Origin of the sequence: Nonomuraea ferruginea, from assembly GCF_039540635.1 — a bacterium.
Classification (GTDB): Bacteria; Actinomycetota; Actinomycetes; order Streptosporangiales; family Streptosporangiaceae; genus Nonomuraea; species Nonomuraea ferruginea.
This window is the reverse complement of the sequence record NZ_BAABFD010000002.1, coordinates 359,806-378,406: the sequence shown is the minus strand read 5'-3', so window position 1 is coordinate 378,406 and position 18,601 is coordinate 359,806. Positions and strand designations below refer to the sequence as shown.

At 73.3% G+C, this 18,601-nt stretch carries 16 protein-coding genes; 12 read left to right on the top strand and 4 right to left on the bottom strand.

The genetic code is table 11. The features are described 5' to 3' along the window. The first annotated feature begins 140 nt into the window (after positions 1–140). The gene (locus ABD999_RS05075; protein ID WP_271276206.1) at positions 141–1,289 is read left to right on the top strand and encodes an amidohydrolase family protein; all 1,149 of its coding nucleotides are present in this window, start codon (positions 141–143) and stop codon (positions 1,287–1,289) included. Continuing rightward, positions 1,286–2,662 carry a M20 metallopeptidase family protein gene (locus ABD999_RS05070; RefSeq protein WP_271276207.1) on the top strand — a complete coding sequence of 459 codons (1,377 nt, stop codon included), beginning with the start codon at positions 1,286–1,288 and terminating at the stop codon, positions 2,660–2,662. The genes ABD999_RS05075 and ABD999_RS05070 overlap by 4 nt, the downstream gene beginning before the upstream one ends. 5 nt (positions 2,663–2,667) lie before the next feature. Here the strand turns inward: ABD999_RS05070 and ABD999_RS05065 are convergent, their stop codons facing one another. Continuing rightward, positions 2,668–3,222 (bottom strand): dihydrofolate reductase family protein, encoded by a 555-nt coding sequence (locus tag ABD999_RS05065; protein ID WP_271276208.1) that lies wholly within the window; start codon positions 3,220–3,222, stop codon positions 2,668–2,670. 73 nt (positions 3,223–3,295) lie between these two features. Between ABD999_RS05065 and ABD999_RS05060 the strand changes: the two genes are divergently transcribed. The 3 genes from ABD999_RS05060 to ABD999_RS05050 all read left to right on the top strand — a co-directional run bounded on the left by ABD999_RS05060 (position 3,296) and on the right by ABD999_RS05050 (position 7,374). Continuing rightward, entirely contained in the window at positions 3,296–6,118 is a 2,823-nt protein-coding gene (locus ABD999_RS05060) for a glycoside hydrolase family 2 TIM barrel-domain containing protein (RefSeq protein WP_271276209.1), read from the top strand. Continuing rightward, a complete protein-coding gene (locus ABD999_RS05055) occupies positions 6,115–6,474 on the top strand; it encodes a hypothetical protein (RefSeq protein WP_271276210.1) in 360 nt (119 codons plus the stop codon). Before ABD999_RS05060 ends, ABD999_RS05055 begins: the two co-directional genes overlap by 4 nt. A 231-nt stretch (positions 6,475–6,705) precedes the next feature. Next, positions 6,706–7,374: a hypothetical protein gene (locus ABD999_RS05050; RefSeq protein WP_271276211.1), complete on the top strand. Its 669-nt coding sequence runs from the start codon at positions 6,706–6,708 to the stop codon at positions 7,372–7,374. Positions 7,375–7,376: 2 nt separating this feature from the next. Here the strand turns inward: ABD999_RS05050 and ABD999_RS05045 are convergent, their stop codons facing one another. After that, positions 7,377–7,868: an Lrp/AsnC family transcriptional regulator gene (locus ABD999_RS05045; protein WP_271276212.1), complete on the bottom strand. Its 492-nt coding sequence runs from the start codon at positions 7,866–7,868 to the stop codon at positions 7,377–7,379. 105 nt (positions 7,869–7,973) lie between these two features. Here ABD999_RS05045 and ABD999_RS05040 point away from each other — a divergent pair, with 105 nt between their 5' ends. Together ABD999_RS05040 and ABD999_RS05035 are read left to right on the top strand one after the other, a co-directional pair. Continuing rightward, on the top strand, positions 7,974–9,155 hold the full coding sequence (locus ABD999_RS05040; protein ID WP_271276213.1) for an MFS transporter: 1,182 nt from the start codon (positions 7,974–7,976) through the stop codon (positions 9,153–9,155). 86 nt (positions 9,156–9,241) lie between these two features. Beyond that, positions 9,242–9,529: a putative quinol monooxygenase gene (locus ABD999_RS05035; protein ID WP_148032079.1), complete on the top strand. Its 288-nt coding sequence runs from the start codon at positions 9,242–9,244 to the stop codon at positions 9,527–9,529. A gap of 15 nt (positions 9,530–9,544) precedes the next feature. Here the strand turns inward: ABD999_RS05035 and ABD999_RS05030 are convergent, their stop codons facing one another. Continuing rightward, entirely contained in the window at positions 9,545–9,880 is a 336-nt protein-coding gene (locus ABD999_RS05030; RefSeq protein ID WP_219544309.1) for a hypothetical protein, read from the bottom strand. A 103-nt stretch (positions 9,881–9,983) separates the two neighbouring features. Between ABD999_RS05030 and ABD999_RS05025 the strand changes: the two genes are divergently transcribed. Continuing rightward, entirely contained in the window at positions 9,984–11,435 is a 1,452-nt protein-coding gene (locus tag ABD999_RS05025) for a serine/threonine-protein kinase (protein WP_271276214.1), read from the top strand. A gap of 46 nt (positions 11,436–11,481) precedes the next feature. Here the strand turns inward: ABD999_RS05025 and tuf are convergent, their stop codons facing one another. Continuing rightward, positions 11,482–12,648, bottom strand: coding sequence for an elongation factor Tu (gene tuf / locus ABD999_RS05020; RefSeq protein WP_271276215.1), 1,167 nt, complete (start codon positions 12,646–12,648; stop codon positions 11,482–11,484). 301 nt (positions 12,649–12,949) lie between these two features. On the opposite strand from tuf, the gene ABD999_RS05015 reads away from it, so the two are divergent. From ABD999_RS05015 to ABD999_RS05000, 4 genes are read left to right on the top strand one after another with little or no spacing between them, the layout of a single operon-like run. Continuing rightward, on the top strand, positions 12,950–14,866 hold the full coding sequence (locus tag ABD999_RS05015) for a S9 family peptidase (protein WP_271276216.1): 1,917 nt from the start codon (positions 12,950–12,952) through the stop codon (positions 14,864–14,866). Beyond that, positions 14,830–16,143 (top strand): serine hydrolase domain-containing protein, encoded by a 1,314-nt coding sequence (locus ABD999_RS05010; RefSeq protein WP_271276217.1) that lies wholly within the window; start codon positions 14,830–14,832, stop codon positions 16,141–16,143. Before ABD999_RS05015 ends, ABD999_RS05010 begins: the two co-directional genes overlap by 37 nt. A 5-nt stretch (positions 16,144–16,148) precedes the next feature. Then, on the top strand, positions 16,149–16,991 hold the full coding sequence (locus ABD999_RS05005; RefSeq protein WP_271276218.1) for a serine hydrolase: 843 nt from the start codon (positions 16,149–16,151) through the stop codon (positions 16,989–16,991). 23 nt (positions 16,992–17,014) lie between these two features. Continuing rightward, complete coding sequence (locus tag ABD999_RS05000) at positions 17,015–18,601, top strand: PucR family transcriptional regulator (RefSeq protein WP_271276219.1); 1,587 nt, start codon at positions 17,015–17,017, stop codon at positions 18,599–18,601.

Here is an 18,601-nt window from a genome sequence, read left to right as displayed (position 1 = left end):
CGCGGGGACGGGCGCGCAGGTCGTGCCCGTCCCCACGTTCATCGGCCCCGCACGCGGGCACGGTTCGGGTTGAGGCCGTTGTCCGCGAAGGGGAAGAACGTACGTGTCGCGCGTAGAGGTGAAGCCGGGCGGGGGCGCCGATGGCCAGTGAACTCACCGTGCTGTCCGGGCTCCATCGGACGATCGAGGAACTGCCGCTGGTCGACCAGCACGCCCACGGGGTGACGGGCCGCGACCTGTCGCGTGCCGCCTTCGAGGAGCTGATCACCGAGGCCCACGGGCCGGCGCCCGACTGGATGACGCCGTTCGACTCGCAGCTGGGCCACGCCATCCTGCGCCACTGCGCGCCCGTGCTCGGACTCGACGCGTTCATCTCGCCCGAGGAGTACCTGGCCCGCCGCGCCCGGCTGGGCGTCGTCGCGGTGAACCGGCTGCTGCTCGGCGCCGCGGGCGCGGGCCACTACCTGATCGAGACCGGCTACCGCGCCGACGAGGTCGTCGGCCCGTCCGGCATGGCCGAGCTCGCCGCGGTCCCGGTCGACGAGGTGGTGCGGCTGGAGGCCGTGGCCGAGCAGGTCGCCGCCTCCGGCGTGTCCGCCGCGGGCTTCGCCGGCCGGTTCGCCGAGGCGCTGGGGGAGCGGATCCGCACCGCCCGCGCGCTGAAGAGCATCGTCGCCTACCGGCACGGGCTCGACCTCGACCCGGACCCGCCCTCGCCCGCCGAGGTGACCGAGGCCGCGGGCCGCTGGCTCGCCGCCGGCGGCCGCCTGGCGGACCCGGTGCTGCTGCGGCACCTCATCTGGACCGCGCTGGAGACCGGCCTGCCGCTGCAGTTCCACACCGGGATCGGCGACCCCGACCTGGACCTGCGCCGCGCCGACCCGCTGCTGCTGCGCGGGCTGATCGAGCGGACGCAGCCGGCCGGGGTGCCGCTGGTGCTGCTGCACTGCTACCCGTTCCACCGCCACGCCGGATACCTGGCGCACGCGTACCCGCACGTGTTCTTCGACCTGGGCCTGGCCGTCCACCACACCGGTGCGGGCAGCGCCGCGGTGGTGGCCGAGAGCCTGGAGATCGCCCCGTTCGCCAAGATCATGTTTTCGTCCGACGGATGGGGCCCGGCCGAGCTGCACTTCCTCGGCGCGGAGCTGTGGCGGCGGGCCATGACGCGGGTGCTCGGCGGCTTCGTCACCGACGGGGAGTGGTCGGCGGGCCAGGCCGTCCGGGTCGCCACCATGATCGGCGCCACCAACGCGCGCCGCCTCTACCGGCTCGGGGGCGCCGCGTGACCTCCTATCCCCGCCCGGACGGCCACTCCGACCGGCGTACGGACCACCGTGCTGAGCTGCGATCCGATCAGCTCTCCGGCCGGCGCGCGGACGCCCACGCCGACCTCGGCTCCGACCACCGCGAGGTGCTGCTGCGGGAGGCGCTGCACGCCGAGCTGCCCGCCGCCGAGCGGCTGCGGCGCGAGCTGCACGCCGACCCCAGGGTGTCGGGCAAGGAGGCGCCCACGCTCAGACGGGTGCTGGACGCGCTGCCGGAAGGGCCGGTGGAGCACGTCGCCGGGACCGGCGCGCTGGTCAGGATCGGCGGCCCCGGCCCCGCCGTGGGCGTGCGCGGCGAACTGGACGCGCTGCCCATCGTCGAGCGCACCGGCGTGCCCTGGGCGGCCGACAACGGCGCCATGCACGCCTGCGGCCACGACGTCCACCTGGCCGCCGTCGTGGCGCTGGCCCGCGCGGTCGCCAGGGTCACCGCCATCCTGGAGACGCACGAGAGCCGGCCCGAGGCCGGGTACGAGTCCGTGACCGCCCAGCAGCGGCCGGCCCCGCTCATGGTCGTGCTGCAGCCACGCGAGGAGAGCCACCCGTCGGGCGCCGCCGACATCGTCCGATCGGGAGCCCTGGCCCGCAACGACGTCTGCGCCATGATCGGCGCGCACGTGCAGCCCGTGCTGGACGCCGGGGTGACCGCCTGCACGCCGGGCGCGGTCAACGCCTCCGCCGACGAGTTCCGGGTGACGCTCAGGGGCGTGAGCGGGCACGCCGCCTACCCGCACCTGGCCCGCGACCCGATCGTCGCCATGGCGCAGGTGATCACCGGAGCCCAGCACCTCGTCAGCCGGACCGCCGACCCGATGGTGCCGACCGTGGTGACGTTCGGCACCGTGCACGCCGGCACCGCGCCGAACGCCATCCCCGCCGAGGCCGTCGCCCACGGCACCCTGCGCACCCTGTCACAGCCGGCGCGCGAGACGCTGCACGCCCAGTTCGCCCAGCTCGTCGAGGACATGGCGCGCACCTACGGCTGTGAGGCCGACGTCCGGGTCCACCGGGGCGAGCCGGTGCTGGTCAACGACGCCGCGCTCGCCATGCGCACCGGCGCGCTGCTGCGTCAGAGCGGGCGGTCGGTCAGCGAGGAGCTGCGCTCGTGCGGCGGCGACGACTTCGCCCAGTACGGCGAGCTGATGCCGTCGCTGATGATGTTCGTCGGCGTCGACACGCGGGCCGGGCTGCACACCCCCGAGTTCCTGCCCGATGACGCCACCGTGGGCGAGGTCGCGGAAAGCCTCCTGGCCGGCTATCTCGCCGCGTCCCCGTCGCCGGGCGTCAACGGGAGGGGTGTCCGCCGGCATCCCCAGGAACGGGTGATCCCCTGACGGGATCAGGCGTTCCTGGCGACCCGGAACGTCAGGTGCGTCATGCCCGGCGTCGTCACCGTCCTGACCTCCTCCAGGTCGGCCGGCAGCGGGAGCTTCCCGAACAGCGGCAGCCCGTCGCCGAGCAGCACGTGCGCGACGTGCAGCCGCAGCTCGCCGACCAGCCCGGCGGCCAGCGCCTGCCGGCACACGTCCGCGCCGCCGACCACCCACACGTCCCGCTCCCCGGCCGCCGCCCGCGCGCGGGCGACCGCGTCCTCGATCCCGCCGGTGACGAACGTGAACGTCGCCGGCGGCTTGACCAGCGGCTCCCGCTCGGTGTGGGAGAGCACGAACACCGGGTGCGGGAACGGCGGCGCGTCACCCCACGGCTCCAGGCCCGACCGGAACATGCCCATCCCCATCACGTACGCGCCCGGCTCGGCGGCGAACTCCGCCCTGATCTCCGCGTCCTCCGCGCTCTCCGCGAAGATCCACCGGTGGAGCCGCTCCAGATCCTCGTCCGGCCCGGTGGCGAACCCGTCGACCGAGACCGTCATGTTCAGCACCACATCGCTCATGCCCGGTAGACCGCCGTCCCGCCGGAAACTCGTCGCTGACGAAAGCGCGCCGAACCTCTAGGCTCGGCAGGCGATGGAATGCGAACGTTTCACCCCTGGTTCCGGCCGCCTCGACCCTCGCGCGGCCCTGCGCTCGGACGCCCCCTCGCTCGACCTCGACGGCACCTGGCGGTTCCGCCTGTCACCGGTGGCGACCGTCTCCGAGAGCTTCGCCGACCCCGGCTACGACGACACGGGCTGGGACGACTTACCGGTGCCGTCGCACTGGCCGCTGCACGGCCACGGCGCTCCCGCGTACACCAACGTGTCCTATCCCTTCCCCGTCGACCCGCCGCACGTGCCCACGGAGAACCCGACCGGCGACTACCGCCGCGCCTTCGACCTGCCGGACGGCTGGAGCGGCGGCAGGCTCCGCTTCGAGGGCGTCGAATCGTACGCGAAGGTCTGGCTGAACGGGCACGAGCTGGGCTTCACCACCGGCAGCCGGCTGCCCGCCGAGTTCGACGCCGGGCCGTGGCTCAAGCCCGGACGGAACGTGCTGGCCGTGCGCGTCCACCAGTGGTCGGCCGCCTCCTACCTGGAAGACCAGGACCAGTGGTGGCTTCCCGGCATCTTCCGGGACGTGACCCTCACCCGCTCGGCCGCCGACGTGCTCGTGCGCGCCTCGTACGAGGAAGGGCGCGGCACGCTGAGCTTCGACGGCGACGGCGCCCTCGACGTGCCCGAGCTGGGCATCACCGGGCTCGGGCCGGGCGAGCGCGTCACCGTCGGAGCCGAGCCGTGGAGTGCCGAGACGCCGCGGCTGTACGAGGCGGTGCTGCGCGCGCCGGGGGAGACCGTCCGGCTGCGCGTCGGCTTCCGCACCGTCGCCATCGAGGACGGGGTGCTGCTCGTCAACGGGCGGCCGCTGCTGCTCAAGGGCGTCAACCGGCACGAGTTCCACCCCGAGCACGGGCGGGCGGTCTCGTACGAGACCATGCGCGAGGACGTGCTGCTGATGAAGCGGCACAACGTCAACGCCGTCCGCACCAGCCACTACCCGCCCCACCCCGCCTTCCTCGACCTCTGCGACGAGCTGGGGCTGTGGGTGATCGACGAGTGCGACCTGGAGACGCACGGCTTCGGCCAGGTCGGCTGGCGGCGCAACCCCAGCGACGACCCGCGCTGGGAGGAGGCGTGCCTCGACCGGATGCGCCGCATGGTGGAGCGTGACAAGAACCACCCCAGCGTCATCATGTGGTCGCTGGGCAACGAGGCGGGCGTCGGCCGCAACCTCGGCGCCATGGCGGAGTGGACCCGCGAGCGGGACCCGTCCCGGCCCATCCACTACGAGGGCGACCGCTCGTGCGAGCACACGGACGTGTACTCGCGCATGTACGCCTCGCACGCCGAGGTCGAGGCGATCGGCAGGGGCGCCGAGGACCCGCTGGACGACCCCGAGCTGGACGCGCGGCGGCGCGCGATGCCGTTCCTGCAGTGCGAGTACGCGCACGCGATGGGCAACGGCCCCGGCGGGCTCGCCGAGTACCAGGAGCTGTTCGAGCGCTATCCGCGGCTGGCCGGCGGCTTCATCTGGGAGTGGATCGACCACGGCCTGGCGCATCCCGCGCTCGGGTACGCGTACGGCGGCGACTACGGCGAGCCCGTCCACGACGGCAACTTCGTCGTCGACGGCCTCGTCTTCCCCGACCGCACGCCGTCACCCGGGCTCCTGGACCTGAAGAAGGTGTTCGAGCCGGTCGCGTTCACCTTCTCGGAGGGTTCGGTGACGATCCGGAGCAAGTACGGCTTCCGCGACCTGTCCCACCTGGCCTTCTCCGGCGAGGTCGAGGCGGAGGGCGTGCCCCTGGCGTCGTTCCCGCTGGAGGTCCCGGCCGAGGGCGGCGAGGTCAAGCTGCCGGTCTTCCCGGAGAGGGAAGGCGAGCGCTGGCTCACCGTCCGCGCCTCCCTGGCCCGCGACGAGCCGTGGGCGGACGCGGGGCACGAGGTGGCGTGGGCCCAGGTCCCCCTCGACACGGACGGCACCCCGTACACGGGGCCGGACGACCTCCGCGCCGTCCCGCGCCGTGCCGATGGACCCGCTCACCGCAGGGACGCCGCCTCAGCCGCTCATGGTGCGGAGATCGAGGTCGGCGGGGCGGTGTTCGACGGGGCGACCGGCCGTCTCACCCGCCTGTTCGGCCTCGACGTCGAAGGTCCTCGGCTGGAGCTGTGGCGGGCGCCGATCGACAACGACCGCTACGACGGCACCGAGTTCCGCTGGCGCCTGCTCGGCCTGCACCGCCTCACCCACCGCGTCGACGCGGTCGAGCCCGGCGACGCGCTCACCGTCCGCACCAGGGTGGCGCCCGCCGCGACCGACCTCGGCATGCGCGCCACCTACACCTGGACCGCCTCGGGCGACGCCCTCGACCTCCGGGTCGACATCGTCCCCGAAGGCGACTGGCCCGAGCCGATCCCGCGCCTGGGCCTCGCCCTGACGCTTCCGTCCGTCCCGCGGACGGTCACCTGGTACGGCCTCGGGCCGGGGGAGGCGTACCCGGACACCGGTATGGCCACCCGGGTCGGCCGGTGGACCAGCACGGTGGAGGGGATGCAGACCCCGTACGTCTACCCCCAGGAGAACGGCCACCGCGCCGCCGTCCGCTGGGCCGAGCTCGCCGGGATCCGGATCACCGGCGCCCCGGTGTTCGGCCTGACGGTCCGCCCCTGGAGCACCGCGGCCCTGGACGCCGCCGCCCACCGCCCCGACCTCGTCCCGGACGGCCGCCTCCATCTCACCCTGGACCTGGCCCAGCACGGCATCGGCAGCGCCGCCTGCGGCCCGGCCACCCTGGCGCGGTACGAACTGCGCGCCCGCCCGGCCACCTTCCGCCTCCGTTTCGAGCCGTCGTGACTCCCTTGGAACGGGCCCTGGAGACGGTCATCGCCGACCTGCCGCCCGAGGTCAGGGCCCGCCACCGGTTCCACTTCGCCGAAGGGTGGGACGAGACGCTCTTCCTCGCCCTGGAGGACGGCAGGTACTGGAGCGGGGGAGCGTACCTGAGCGCGGACACCGAGTACGACGTGGCGAACGTCGCGGAGTGCATGCAGGACCTGATGATGGAGGTGCTCTGGATCGTGTGGCCGGAGTGCCCGGCACACGACTTCGGGCTGCACGTCGACTTCGAGGCGCGGCGGCCCGTGTGGCGCTGCAAGGGCGGCTCCCACGTGGTCGCCCCGATCGGAGCTCTTCACGACGCGCCGTCGTGAAGACGGATCATCCTCCAGGGCCGGTTGCGATGAACGGCTTGGTCCCTTTGTCGACCATTCTTTCCAGGTACCAGAAAGGAGGAACCGGCGAGCCGTCGCCTTGCGGCTCGGGTCGGCTGCGAGCATCGTACGGACCCGGTCGAAAGGAAGCTCACCGACATGTCCACGGCGAAACCAGGAAGAGTGGCCTCGTCCGGGCCGGGAAGGCGTCGCCCGGCCGGGAGATCGGCGATGCTGGTCGCCGCGGGCACCCTGTCCACGGCCCTCGTCGCCACCCTGTCCCCGTCGGCGAGCGCGGGCCCGGCCCCGGGTCCCACCCCGACTCCCACCCCCAGCCCTACGGAGAGCCCCACCGAGAGCCCCACCGAGAGCCCCACGGAGAGCCCGACCCCGGCTACGCGGGTGAGGTGGGGCTTCGGGGATGTCGACGCGACGTGCGAATCCAGGGTCTTCTTCAAGATCCACCGGCTCTCGCCGCGGAACTTCTACATTCCACGCACCCGTTTCATCGACGGGCCGGGCGGCACGATGACGGTGAGTGTGACACGTGAGCACGAGGTGCTCGCCTTCCTCGAGACCGAGTCGGAGAAGCAGATCTCCCTCACCACCGGAGACGTGGTGCGCAACCTGCGCCGGCTGGGAATCCCGCACCTGGAGGAGCGCCATATGGTCTTCGCCGGCCATGAGTACACGCGGGAAGTCAGCAAGGGCATGTACGGCAACATGCGCTACCGCGTCTTCGGTTACCGCGTCGGCTGGTCGGCCTGGTCGGTGCTCGGCACCTGCCGTCACCGTCTCATCGACCGCGGCATAGCCAACGTCCCCGCCAAGGTGGAGGGCTGGCGCTACTGGGAGACCAAGCACCCGAAGTACCACGGCCGCATCCTGTCCCTCAAGTAGGGTCAGCGGCTCCACCCGGCGGAGTCGGTCACCGGTCTGAGCTCGGAGGCCGGAGGTTCGACGGGACGGCCCTCGTACTGGGTGGACAGGACGACGAACGAGGTGAGCTCGCCGTGCCCGCCGAGGCGTTCGAGCAGTCCTTCCAGATGGCGCATCGAGGCGGTGCGGATCTTGAGCATGGTGCACGAGTCGCCCGTCAGTTTGTGCACCTCGACGACCTCGGGATAGTCCCCCGCCGTGGTGGTCTTCAGCAGGCAGCGGCCCGGCGCGCAGCGCATCTGGACGAACGCGGTGAGCGGCAGCCCCGCCTTGGCCGGATCGATCGTGACCTGATATCCGGTGATCACTCCGGCCTCCTCCAGACGGCGCACCCGCTCGGCCACGGCGGGCGGCGACAGGTTGACGAGGCGGCCGAGCCGGTTGTACGAGAGACGGCCGTCGCGCTGGAGTTCGGCGAGGATCCGCCAGTCCGTACGATCCAACTGTCTGTCCATTCGTCAACCTCTGACCGGATCATGCATCACGTTCGAGAAGCGTAACCGCCGCAGGACCGTTCAGATCCCCTTCATTCTCAAAACCGACATTCCTATCGTAAAGGGATGATCAATAGACACCGGCGCAGCATAACCGCCCTGTTCACGGCGACCGCGCTCATGAACGCCGCGATGGCGGCGGCGAGCGCGGTCAGCACCCTCGTCGCCACAGACCGCCTCGGCCTCGCGTGGGCCGGCGTGCCCGTGACGGCGGGCATCGTCGGCACCGGCGCCGGCGCCCTCGCACTGACCCGCGTGATGAACCGCGCCGGGCGGCGTGCCGGGTTCGTGCTCGGCTTCGCGGTGGCGACGGCGGGGGCCTGCCTCGCGCTCGTGGCCGTCGCCTCGTACGACATCGTCACGCTGACCCTGGGCATGCTCCTGCTGGGGGTGGGCAACGCCGGGGCCCAGCTGTCCCGCTACGCGGCGGCGGACCTGTATCCACCGGCGCGGCGCGGGTTCGCGATCGGGACCGTGGTCTGGGGCGGCACGCTCGGCGCGGTCGGCGGGCCGTTGCTGCTCGCACCGTCGAGCACGGTCGCGACGGGGCTGGGATGGATCGCCTTCACCGGCCCCTTCCTGCTGGCCGGTGTCGCCTGCGCCGCGGCCATGGCCGTCTCCGCCGCCCTGGCGGGATCCGGGGCACGCCCGGTTCCTGGGCGGGCACGGCTCAGCGACCTGGTGCACGGGCCCGCCGCGCGGTCGGCGTTCGCGGTGATGGCCGCGGCGCAGGTCGTGATGGTCGGCATCATGACCGCGGCCCCGCCGGACATGCACCTGCACCACCACGGCCTGGATGCGGTCGGCGCCGCGCTGGCGGCGCACACCTTCGGCATGTTCGCGTTCTCGCCGCTCACCGGCCACCTGATCGACCGGTACGGCGCGCGGCCCGTGATGGCCGCCGGGCTGGCGATCATGGCGCTGTCCGTGGCCCTGGCCGCGGCCGGGCCCGGCCGCATGCCGATGCTGACGGCCGGCCTGTTCCTGCTCGGGTACGGCTGGAACCTCTGCTTCATCGGCGGCAGCGCCGGCCTCGCCACGGGGCTGCCGGAGGGGGCCGACCGGATGCGCGTGGAGGGCGCGGTCGACGCCGGACTATGGGGCGCGGCCGCCGTGGCCGGCCTGGCCTCCACCATGGTCCTTTCCTCTGGTGGGTACACCGTCCTCGCTCCGGTCGCCATGGCCCTGCTCGTCCTGGCCGCGGTCACGCTCGCCCGGACCCGGCGCGCCGCCCCTGCGCGAAGGTGACCCTCTCGTGCGCGCACCGATGAGTTCCGGCTCGTTCGGCGGTCACCACCACGACGGTCAGGACGAACTCGGCAGAGGAGCAGGACATGGTCATCGTCGCGGGGCACATCGTCGTCGATCCGCACCGGCGCGAGCGCTATCTGGCGGATTGCGAGGGCGTCGTCGAGCTGGCCCGCCGCGCACCCGGCTGCCTCGACTTCGCCATCGGCGCGGACCTGGTGGACGCCGGCCGCGTCAACATCTTCGAACGCTGGGAGTCGCGGGCGGCCGTCGAGGCGTTCCGCGGCAGCGGCCCCGACGACACCCAGCAGGACGCCATACTCGCCGCCTCGGTGACCGAGTACGACGTCGCGGACCTGCGCTCGCTGACCTGAGCTGTCAGCCGGTCCTCAGTCGCCCGCGTAGCGTGCCGAGACGTCCTTCCGGATACCGATGATCATCGCGACGACCAGGAAGAACAGTGAGACGACCAGCCCTGTGGGAAACGGCCAGGCGAGCACACAGCCGAGGTACAACGCCATGGCTCCCACGAGCGTCCAGGTGAGAGCGCCGAACACGTCACCGGTCCCGCGCGCGCTCCCGTGGCGCAGCCGGCGGACGCCGATGTAGCCGATCACCGGAAGGCAGGCGATCGCGCCGGCCCAGAGGACGTTGTTCCCCAGCGCGCAGGCGCTCGTCAGGAAACCGAGGGCGATCACCAGCCATAATCTGACGGACTCGAACATGGCACCTCCATGCCGCGGGGCCGCCAGTATGCCATGGAGCACCACCACGCCCAGATCATTAGGATCATTGCCGTTGCGATGACCCCGGCGATCGGGAGCCCCGATGAGCGACCCCCGCGGCTTCGGCCCCCGGGCAATGGACGAGCCAGAGGTGATCGGCCCGTACCGCGTCGAAGGCCGGATGGGCGCCGGCGGCATGGGCGTGGTCTACGCGGGGGTGGCGGCGGACGGCGCCCGGGTGGCGGTCAAGGTCATCCATCCGGGGCTGGCCGCCGATCCGCAGTTCCATGCCCGTTTCGTGCGCGAGGTCGATCTCCTGTCCCGGGTGCGCGGGCGCTGCACGGTCTCGGTGCTGGCCGCCGACACCGCCACGATGCCTCCCTGGCTGGCCACCGAGTTCGTGCCCGGCCCGACGCTCAGCACGCACGTGCAGGGCAACGGGCCGCTGCCGCCGGACGAGTTGCTGTCGTTCGGCGCCGACATCGCCGAAGCGCTCACCGACATCCATCGAGCCGGCGTCGTGCACCGCGACCTCAAACCCGGGAACGTCATCCTCTCCGCCTCCGGCGCGAAGGTCCTGGACTTCGGCATCGCCCGCGCCCTCGACGAGAGCGGGCTCACGGGGACCGGCGCGCTGATCGGCACCCCCGGCTGGATCAGCCCGGAGCAGTACCGGGGCGACCAGGCGGACGCGGCCGCCGACGTCTTCGCCTGGGGCGCGCTGATGGTGTACGCCTCGACCGGGCGCCCGCCGTTCGGCACCGGCGCCCCCGATGTCCTGGCCTACCGCGTCATGAGCGTCGACGCCGACCTGTCCGGCGTGCCGCCGCGCGTCCGCGACCTCGTACGGAGCGCGCTCGCCAAGGATCGGAAGGCGCGGCCGGCCACGCACGAGCTGCTCGCCCGGGTCACCGCGCTGAGGAGGGGCGCGACAACCCCCATGCCGGTGCCCGGCAGGCGCCCCGTGGTGCCGCTGTGGTCGGCCGTCGCCGTCGTGGCGGCGGTCTCGGCCGTCGGCGTGGCCTTCACGGTGAACGCGGCTGGGACGCCGGAGGCGCTGCGGAGCCCGGGCGTCTCTTCCTCGTCCACGCGGTCCGGAAGCCCGGAGCCGGGCGGGAGCGAAAGCCCGGAGCCGGATGAGAGCGAGAGCCCGGAGGAGACGGCGACGGCGGACGAGACCGCCGAGGAGTCGCCCACTCCCAGCAGGACCCCCGTGAAGACGCCCACCGCGAGGAAGACGAGCCCGCGCCCCTCGGCCACCACCGCGCCGTGCCCGTCCGACAGCGCGATACTCCAGCAGGTCGCCGCGATGAACGGCGGCAGCCTGCCGCAGGACGCCGCGGTCGGGGGCAGGAAATGCGCGGGCTCCTGGCTCGCGGCCGAGATCGAGTCCCCGAGTGTCGGCGGGATCTCCCTGATCGCGACGCGGAACAGAGCCCGGTTCGTCGACGCCGAGATCGGCAGCAACTTCTGCTCACTGTCGGACCGCCCGGCCCTCCTCGCGAGAGCGCCGGGCAGCATCAAGACCTTCCTCTGTCCCCAGGGCTTCAGCTGACGCCGCTGGTCGCCGGGACCTCCGAAGAGGTCCCGGCGACCACGGTTCAGTCCGTCACGGCGAGCACCGTGCCGGCGCCCACGGTCAGGCCGCCCTCGCGGATGGCGAAGCCGAGGCCCGGCTCCAGGGCGACCGCCTTGCCGAGGGTGACCGGGACCTCGATCGTGTCCCCCGGCCGGGCCGGCGAGGTGAGCAGCAGCTCACCCGGCACGTCCGTCGTGCGCAGGTAGAACTGCGGCCGGTAGCCCGAGGCGATCGGCTTGCGCCGGCCGCCCTCCTCCGCCGTCAGCAGGTACACCCGGGCGGTGAACGCCCGGTGCGCCGCCTGGCTGCCCGGGGCCGCGAGCACCATGCCGCGCCTGACCTGGTGCCGCTGGACGCCCCGGAGCAGGAGGGCGGCGTTGTCGCCCGCCTCGCCGCGCTCCATCGTGCGGCCGAACGTCTCGACGCCGGTGACGACCGCGGACAGGTCGCCGCCCAGCCCGACGGCCGTGACCGGGTCGCCGACGCGGACGGCGCCGCGCTCGATGGCCCCGGTGACGACCGTGCCGCGGCCGGTGATGGACATGACGTTCTCCACGGGCATGAGGAACGGCGCGTCCACGTACCGGACCGGGACCGGGATGTGGTCGTCGACCGTACGGAGCAGCTCGTCGATGGACGCCGTCCAGGCCGGGTCGCCCTCGAGCGCCCGCAGCCCGGAGACGCGCACCATCGGCGAGCCGCCGAAGCCGTGCTCGCCGAGCAGGTCCTGCAGCTCCAGCTCCACCAGGTCGGTGAGCTCCGGGTCGGCCCCGTCGGCCTTGTTGACCGCGACGACCAGGTGCTCGACGCCCACGCGCCGGGCGAGCAGGACGTGCTCCCTGGTCTGCGGCATGATGCCGTCGCGCGCCGACACCACCAGGATGGCGCCGTCGAGCTGCGCCGCCCCCGTGATCATGTTCTTCACGTAGTCGGCGTGGCCCGGCATGTCCACGTGGGCGTAGTGCCGCGTGGCGGTCTCGTACTCGACGTGCGAGATGTTGATCGTGATGCCCCTGGAGTGCTCCTCCGGGGTGCGGTCGATCCGCTCGAACGGCGTGTACGTCGCCTGGCCGCGCTCCGCCAGCACCTTCGTGATGGCGGCGGTCAGCGTGGTCTTGCCGTGGTCGACGTGGCCCATCGTGCCGATGTTGAGGTGCGGCTTGTTCCGCACATAGGCCTGCTTGGCCATGATCCCTTCCTTGCGAACCTGGATGCGTGGTGACCCGTGCAGGGCCGTCTACCTCTCCCCGCCGGGTCACACTCCGGGACGAACGGGAAGAGGTCAGCGCTCCAGGCCGTCGCAGGCACGCTCGAACGCGCCCGCGCGGGCGGGCGTCGTCGGGAGCGCGTGCCGGATCATGATGACCATGGTGCTGCTGTCAGCAGCGATGGGCAATCGAATATTCCCTTTGGTCCGGCGGACAAGGCGCGGGCCCCGGTTCGTCCTGCAGACCGAAGAAGGCGTGACGGTGCTGGCCTAGCGTTCGCTCATGCCCCGCATCACGCTGGACGACCTGTTCCGCCTGGCCGTGCCGTCCGATCCGCAGCCGCGGCCGGACGGCGGCGCGGTCGCGTACACGCTCACCACGGCCCGGCGCGTGCCGGACGGGAACCACGACGAGATCTGGCTCGCCGCCCCCGGCGCGGAGCCCCGGCGGCTCGCCGAGGGGAGCCGCCCGCGCTGGTCGCCGGACGGGCGCACGCTGGCGTACCTGCGGCCCGTCGAGGGCCGGCCGCAGATCCACCTGCTGCCCATGGACGGCGGTGAGCCGCGCGTCCTCACCGCCGCGCCGCTCGGAGCGGGCGCGCCGGTGTGGTCGCCCGGCGGCGACAGGATCGCGTACGCGGGTCCGCACGGCGAGCTCGACCCGCACGCTCCCGTGGTGGCGGACCGGCTGGACTACAAGGCCGACGGCGCCGGGCTGCTGCGCGGGATCACCACGCAGGTCTTCGTCGCCGAGGTGAGGTCGGGGGAGACCGTCCGGCTCACCGAGGGCGGCTTCCACGCGGGGCAGCCCTCGTGGGCGCCGGACGGGGAGCGGCTGGCGTTCACCGCCGGGATGGAGCCCGACGGCGACCTGCGGCTGTCGAGCTCGGTGTACGCGGTCGAGGCGGGCGGGGGTGAGCCGAAACGGCTGACCGGTCCCGAAGTGATCGCCACCGGTGTGTGGTGGCTCGGCGGTCGGCTGGTGGTGGCCGGGCCGGTCGAGCCGGTCGGGCACACGCGGCTCCACCTGGTGGAGGCGGACGGGGCGCGGGAGCTGGAGACCGGGCTGGACCGCAACGTCATGATGGGCGCGCCCGGCTACCCCGGCGCCGCGCCGCAGCTCGCCGGCGGGCAGTTGCTGTTCGCGGCCCGCGACCGCGGCTGCACGCACCTCTACACCGTCCCCCTGACCGGAGGGACGGCGGTGAAGGTCGTCGGCGGCGACGCCGTGGTGGCCGGTGCGGGCACCGCCGCCGGGAAGCTCGCGTACGTCGCCGCGACGGCCCGCAGCGCGGGCGAGGTGTACCTGACGGATCTCCCGCCGGGCGGAACATCCGAGACATCGGGAGAGTCACCGCCGGACCCATCCGAGACCCCGGCGCCAGAGGGCGCGCTCACCTCGTACGCGCTCGCTGACGTGGACCTGTTCACCCCCGTCCGCCGCGCGTTCACCGCCGCCGACGGCACGCCCGTCGAGGGGTTCGTGCTGCGCGACGAGACGCTGGACGGGCCGGGGCCGCTGCTGCTCGACATCCACGGCGGCCCGCACAACGCCTGGGCGCCCGTCTTCGACGGCGCGCACCTCTACCACCAGGTGCTCGCCGCACGCGGCTGGACCGTGCTCACCCTGAACCCGCGCGCCAGCGACGGGTACGGTGAAGCCTTCTACAAGGCGGCGGCCGGAGCCTGGGGGCTGGCCGACACCCAGGACTTCCTGGGCCCCCTCGACGACCTGGTGGCCGAGGGCGTCGCGGACCCGGAGCGGCTGGCCGTCACCGGCTACAGCTACGGCGGCTACATGACCTGCTGGCTGTCCACGCGGACCGGGCGGTTCAAGGCCGCCATCCCCGGAGGTGCCGTGACTGACCTGGTCAGCATGGGTGGAACCTCCGATATGGGATATTTCCTGAAAATGTTTGAATGCGGGGGTGATGTCGTACCCCAGTCCCCGCTCACCCACGTGGACGACGTCACGACCCCCACCCTCCTGCTGCACGGCGACACCGACGACCGCTGCCCAGTGGGCCAGGCCGAGCAGTGGTTCGCGGCGCTGCGCGAGCGCGGCGTGCCCGTCCGGCTGGTGCGCTATCCAGACGCCTCCCACCTGTTCATCCTCAACGGACGCCCCTCACACCGGATCGACTACAACGAGAGGATCATCGCGTGGCTGCAGCAATGGGTCACCGGCTCGCCGAGCTGATCGCCGAATACGAGGTGCCCGGCGCGGCCCTCGCCTACCTGCACCAGGGGGAGCTCCACGAGTTCGCCGCCGGGGTGCTCAACAAGGCGACGGGGGTCGAGAGCACCCCCGACTCGCTGTTCCAGATCGGCTCCGTCACCAAGGTGTGGACCGCCACCCTGCTCATGCAGGACATCGAGCAGGGCAGGCTCACCCTGGACACGCCCGTCGTCGACGTGCTGCCCGAGTTCAAGGTCGCCGACCCCGAGGTGACCAAGACCGTCACGATCCGCCACCTGCTCTCCCACACCAGCGGCATCGACGGCGACCTGTTCCTGGACACCGGCCGCGGCGACGACTGCGTCGAGAAGTACGTGGCCGCCTGCGCCGACCTGGCCCAGAACCACCCGCTCGGCGTCACCCAGTCCTACTGCAACTCCGGCTTCATCGTCGCAGGCCGGGTGCTGGAGAAGCTGGCCGGCAAGCGCTGGGACGACGTGCTGCGCGAGCGGATCATCGATCCGCTCGGCCTCACCCACACCGCCACCCTGGCCGAGGACGTGCTCCGCTTCCGCGCCGCGATGGGCCACATGGAGAACGGGGACCCCGCCCCGGTCTGGGGGCTCATGCGCTCCGCCGGACCCGCCGGGCTCATCTGCGCCCGCCCCGCCGACGTGGTCGCCTTCGCCCGCGCCCATCTCGAAGGCGGCCTGCTGGAGAACCCGGCCGCCATGTGGGAGCCGCAGATCGACATCCCCAACCCGCACACGCTCGGCAGGCAGTGGGGCATCGGCTGGATCCTCGACGAGTGGGACGGCCGGAAGGTCGTCTCCCACGGCGGCAACACCATCGGCCAGCACGCCATGCTCTGGATGCTGCCCGGCACCGGCACCATCGCCTGCGTCACCGTCAACGGCGGCCACAGCGGCGCGTTCACCCACCGGGTCGTCACCGAGCTGTTCGCCGAGCTCGACGGCGTCACCGTGCCCGCCAGGCTGGGCCCGCCCGAGCAGCCCGTCCAGGTCGACTCCGCCCGTTACGCCGGCGTCTACGAGCGCGCCGGGTCCCGCATCACGATCGGCGAGCGCGAGGGCGGGCTGCGGCTGCGCATGGAGTCCACCGGCGAGCTGGCCGCGCTGGACGAGCCCGTCGAGCTGGACCTGCGGCCCGTCGACGAGGTCACCTTCGTCGGCCGCAGGGACGGCGACCCCGACTGGCTCTCGGCCGTGTTCTTCGAGCTGCCCGACGGCTCCCCGTACGTGCACCTGGGCGCCCGCGCCACGCCCCGGACGGGCTGAAAGGCGTGCGTGAGGTGTTCGAGGGCGCGGGCGCGCGGGGTTTCCTGCACGCCCGCGACGTCGACGGCGACCGCGAGTCATGCCTCGACGCGGACGAGCCCGTCGTCCTCGCGTCCGTGTTCAAGATCGCCGTGCTGCTGGAGTACGCCCTGCAGGCGGCGGCGGGCGAGCTGGCGCGGACCGAGCGGCTGACCGTCACCGCCGCCGACAAGGACGGCGGCATCGGCACCTCGGGCTGCGCCGACGACGTCTCGCTCACGCTGCGGGACCTCGCGCACTTCATGATGACGATGAGCGACAACGCGGCCACCGACGTGCTGCTGCGCCGGGTCGGCCTGGACCGGGTGCACGCCACGCTCGCCCGGCTCGGGCTGCGCCGCACCCGGCTCATCGGCGGCTGCGCCGAGCTGTTCGCCCAGGTCGAGGCCGAGCTCGGCACCGTCGAGCTCGACGGGATGCCGCGCGAGCTGATCGAGCCGCTGGCCGTGCGCGACCCGGCGCGGACCACGTCGGGAACGCCGCGCGAGATCACCACGCTGCTCGCCAGGATCTGGCGGGACGAGGCAGGCCCCGCCGAGGCGTGCGCCGAGGTCCGCGCGGTCATGGGCAGGCAGATCTGGCCGCACCGGCTCGCCTCCGGGTTCGGCGACGAGGTCCGGGTCTCCGGCAAGACCGGCACGCTGTGGGGGGTGCGCAACGAGGCCGGCGTCGTCGAGTACCCCGACGGCGGCCGCTACGCCGTCGCGGTGTTCCTGCGCACGGACAAGCTGGGCGGGCGCGACCCGGCCGCCGACGCGGTGATCGGGCGGGCCGCCCGGCTGGCGGTGGACCGGTTGCGCGGCCCATGACGGCCGCCCCCTATGGTGAGTGGATGACCACCCGCCCGCGCGCCAGCCTGGGGCGGATCCTGCAGGACCTGGGCAGCACCGTCCTCGACGTGGCCGCCGCGCCCGGCGACCTCGACGCCGAGGTCACCGGCGTGCACATCTACGACCCGCACGACGAGCCGATGGTGGCGCCGGGCGGGATCGTGCTCGCCGTCGGGGTGCGCGGCGCCGACGGCGTCCGCGCCCTGCTGGAGCGGGCGCCGCGGGCGGCGGGCATCGTCGTCAAACTGCCGGTCGAGGTGGACGAACGGGTCCGCGCCGCGGTGACCGAGACCGGAGTGGCCGTGCTCGGCCTCACCCGCGCCGCCTCCTGGTCGCAGGTCGCCGCGCTGCTGCGCTCGCTGCTGGCCGAAGGCGACCTCGACGGGCCGGAGGACGAGCCGCAGGGCGACCTGTTCTCCCTCGCCAACGCCGTCTGCGCGCTGCTCGACGCGCCCGTCACCATCGAGGACCGCTCCTCCCGCGTCCTGGCCTTCTCCGGCCGGCAGGACGAGGCCGACCCCGGACGCGTCGAGACCGTGCTCGGCCGTCAGGTGCCCGAGCGCTACCGGCGCATGCTCGACGAGCGCGGCGCGCTCAAGGAGCTCTACCAGAGCCGCGACCCCATCCACATCGAGCTGCCCGCCGACATGCTCGACCGGGCCGCCGTCGCCGTCCGCTCCGGCGACGAGATCCTCGGCTCGATCTGGGCCGCGGTGGGCGAGCCGCTCACCGAGCAGCGGCAGCGCGCCCTCGCCGACGCCGCCAAGATCGTGGCGCTGCGGCTGCTGCGCGACCGGGCGGGCGCCGACGCCCAGCGGCGGCTCCGCGCCGACCTGCTGTCCACCGTCCTCGCCGGCGGGACGGGCGCGGCCGAGGCGGCGGGCCGGCTCGGCATCGCCACCCAGCGGCTGTGCGTGCTCGCCGCCCAGCTCACCGACCAGCAGGAAGGCGACCCCGCCCGCGGCGAGAGCGACCGCCAGCGCTTCTGCGACGCGCTCGCCCTGCACGTCGCCACCATCCACCCGAAGGCCGCCGCCGCGCTCGTCGGCTCCGTCGCGTACGCCGTGCTGCCGCTCACCGCGGGCCCGGAGGACGAGGAGGCCCGCGCGGTGCGCATCGCCCAGGACTTCCTGGCCCGGGTCGGCCCCCGCCACCCCGCCAACATCGGCGTCGGCCGGCTCGCCGGCACCCTCGCCCAGGCGTCCAGGTCCCGCGCCGACGCCGACCGGGCGCTGCGCGTCCTGCGCGCCCGGGGCACCTCCGGCCAGGCCGCCGGCTACACCGATGTCCACTTCGAGTCGCTGCTGCTGCAGGTCGCCGACGTGGCCGGCGCCGAGGAGCAGACCCCCACCGGCCCCTACCAGCGGCTGCTGGAGCACGACCGCGAGCACGGCAGCGAGCTGGCCGCCACCCTGCGGGCCTACCTCGACGCGTTCGGCGACGTGAACGCCGCCTCGGCGCGCGTCCACGTGCACGCCAACACCTTCCGTTACCGGCTCAAGCGGCTGGTCGAGATCAGCGGCCTGGACCTGTCCGACCCCGAGGCCAGGCTCACGGTCATGCTGCAGATGCGGATCTTCGGGCCGTAG